Source organism: Leucobacter sp. M11 (genome assembly GCF_035726885.1).
Classification (GTDB): Bacteria; Actinomycetota; Actinomycetes; order Actinomycetales; family Microbacteriaceae; genus JAPFRB01.
Genome location: NZ_JAPFRB010000005.1, coordinates 108,910 through 111,255 on the forward strand (window position 1 = coordinate 108,910; position 2,346 = coordinate 111,255).

Consider the following 2,346-nt stretch of genomic DNA (forward strand, 5'->3'; position numbering starts at 1 on the left):
GATCCTCGCCGAGCAGCTCCCAGGCCTCGTCGAGCGCGGGCACGTCGGCCTCGCTCCACGCCAGGCCGGTGCTCGCGTGTTCGCGGCGAAGGAGCTCGGCCTCGTGCAGGGCCGCGCGATCGTCCCGGCTGAAGTGTTGGGTGGCGCGCAGGCCGCCCTCGGGCCCCGCGTAGGCGGCGCTCACGAGGTCGCCGGGGCTCAGCCGGGGCCACAGCGCGTCGATGGCGCCCTCGATGGCGGGGTCGAGGAGGAGGTCCGCGGCGAGTTCCTGCTCGGTGCCGTCCACGAAGGAGAGCGGGCTGCCCTGGGCCGTGCGCGCCTGCACGAGCGAGCGCGCGATGGCCCCGGTGAAGACCCGCTCGAAGTCGGGCCGCGCCGCATTGTGCGGGCGGCGGCGCTGCCGCACGCGCTTGCGCATCCGGCCGAGCTCGGTCTCGGGGATCGTGACGAGCTCGCCCGTCTCCAGGGTGAGATCCAGGGCACCCTTCGCGGGCACCTGCGCGCGGTCGAGCGCGCCGCGGAGCAGATCGCTCATCCCGAGGCGGCCCTTGAGCTCGGCGATGACCGGGTCCTCCGGGCGGCTCGCGTCGATGCCGGGCAACAGGGTGCCGATCGTGGTGAGCACGACGCTCGTCTCGCCGAGGGAGGGCAGCACCTGGCCGATGTAGTCGAGGAAGGCGCTGTTCGGGCCGACGAGGAGCACGCCGTTGCGCTCCAGGCGGTCCCGGTGCTCGTAGAGCAGGTAGGCGGCGCGGTGCAGCGCGACGGCGGTCTTGCCGGTGCCCGGGCCGCCCTGCACGAGGAGGGTGCCGGGCAGCTCCGAGCGGATGATCCGGTCCTGCTCGACCTGGATCGTGGCCACGATGTCGTTCATGTGCCCGGAGCGGCTGCGGTCCATCGCGGCGAGCAGGCTCGTGGGCAGCAGGCCCCCGTCGGCGATCTCCTCGCCGTCGCCCGCGGTCAGCCGTTCGGGGCTCGTGCGGAGCACTCGCCAGCGGCTCGTCTCGATGTGGGTGCGCACGCGCACGCCCTCGGGGTGCAGGGGCGTGGCCGTGTAGAACGGCCGGGCGACCGGGGCGCGCCAGTCCACGAGGCGAACCTCGTGACTCACGGGGTCGGTCAGGCCCATCCGGCCGATGTACCAGGACTCGGCGACGCCCTCGTCCTCGTGGGCCTCATCCGTCTCCAGGTGGCCGAAGAGCAGGCCCTCGTTCGCGTCCAGCAGGCGGCTCAGGCTCTCCTGGTGGTGCGCGATCTGCGCGTCTCGCTCCCAGAGCTCCGTGGCCGTGCCCGACTCCAAGAGTCGCTCCTCGATCAGCCCGCGCTCCCGGGCGAGCAGGGTGTCCACGACACTCCTGAGCTCGTCGAGGTGTGCCTGGGCTGCTTCGGTGCTGAGCATGGGCGCGTTTCCTGTCTGCTGGGGCGTTGCCGTGTCGCGCGGGTTCCGCGCGCGACGCCGATCAATTCTATCCGCCCCGCGCTGGGCGTTTCCGCGGGTGCCACGGAAACGCCCAGCCGCGGCCGCTACTCCGTCAGGTCGAGCATGGGCGCGGCGCGCCGGAAGCCGCGCGTGATCCAGGCGAGCCACGCCAGCCCGATCGCGAGCCAGATCAGCCCGATCGTCAGCGCCGTCGCGGAGAGGCTCGTCCACAGCCACACGGTGAGCCCGAGCCCGATGCCGGGCAGGACCAGGAACCGGAGCGCCTCGCCGGGGGTGCGGCGGCCCTGATCGATGAAGTAGTGCTTGATGACCGAGAGGTTGACCGCGGAGAAGGCGACGAGCGCGCCAAAGCTCACGGTCTCGGAGATCAGCTGCAGTTCGACGAACACGGCGAGCAGCGACACGGTGGACACGATTAGGATCGCGGTCACGGGCGTCTGGAAGCGGGCGCTGAGCCCGCCGAACACCCGCTTGGGCAGCACCTGGTCGCGCCCCATCGCGAAAAGGATCCGCGAGGCGGAGGCCTGCGAGGCGAGGGCCGAGCCCGTGGCCCCGGCGACGTAGGCCGCCGTGAAGAACACGGTGAGGAATTCGCCGCCCACGCTGCCCATCACGTCGAGCGCCGCGCTGTCCGTGTCCACAAAGTCGTGGCTCGGGTAGGCGAGGTGCGACACGTAGGCGAGGGCCACGAAGATGACCCCGGCGACGATCGTGACGAGCGTGATCGCCTTGGGCAGGGCCCGCTTCGGGTCGCGGGTTTCCTCGGCGAGCGTGGAGACCGAGTCGAAGCCGAGGAAGGACAGGCAGAGGATCGCCGCGCCCGCCATGACCGGACTGAAGCCCTCCTCGGTGCCGTCGCCGACGAAGGGCCGGGCGAGGTCAACGGAGCCCGCGCCGTTGATGGA

Annotated in this window: 2 protein-coding genes; both read right to left on the bottom strand. The window is 72.1% G+C overall.

Features of this window, described 5'->3' with window-relative positions; translation table 11 throughout:
* Window positions 1–1,399: HelD family protein (locus OOT08_RS15815; protein WP_325093794.1), on the bottom strand; the 1,399-nt coding region annotated here is incomplete at its 3' end.
* 125 nt (window positions 1,400–1,524) lie between these two features.
* Window positions 1,525–2,346, bottom strand: an 822-nt coding sequence (locus OOT08_RS15820; RefSeq protein ID WP_325093795.1) for an APC family permease, incomplete at its 5' end; no start/stop codon positions are given.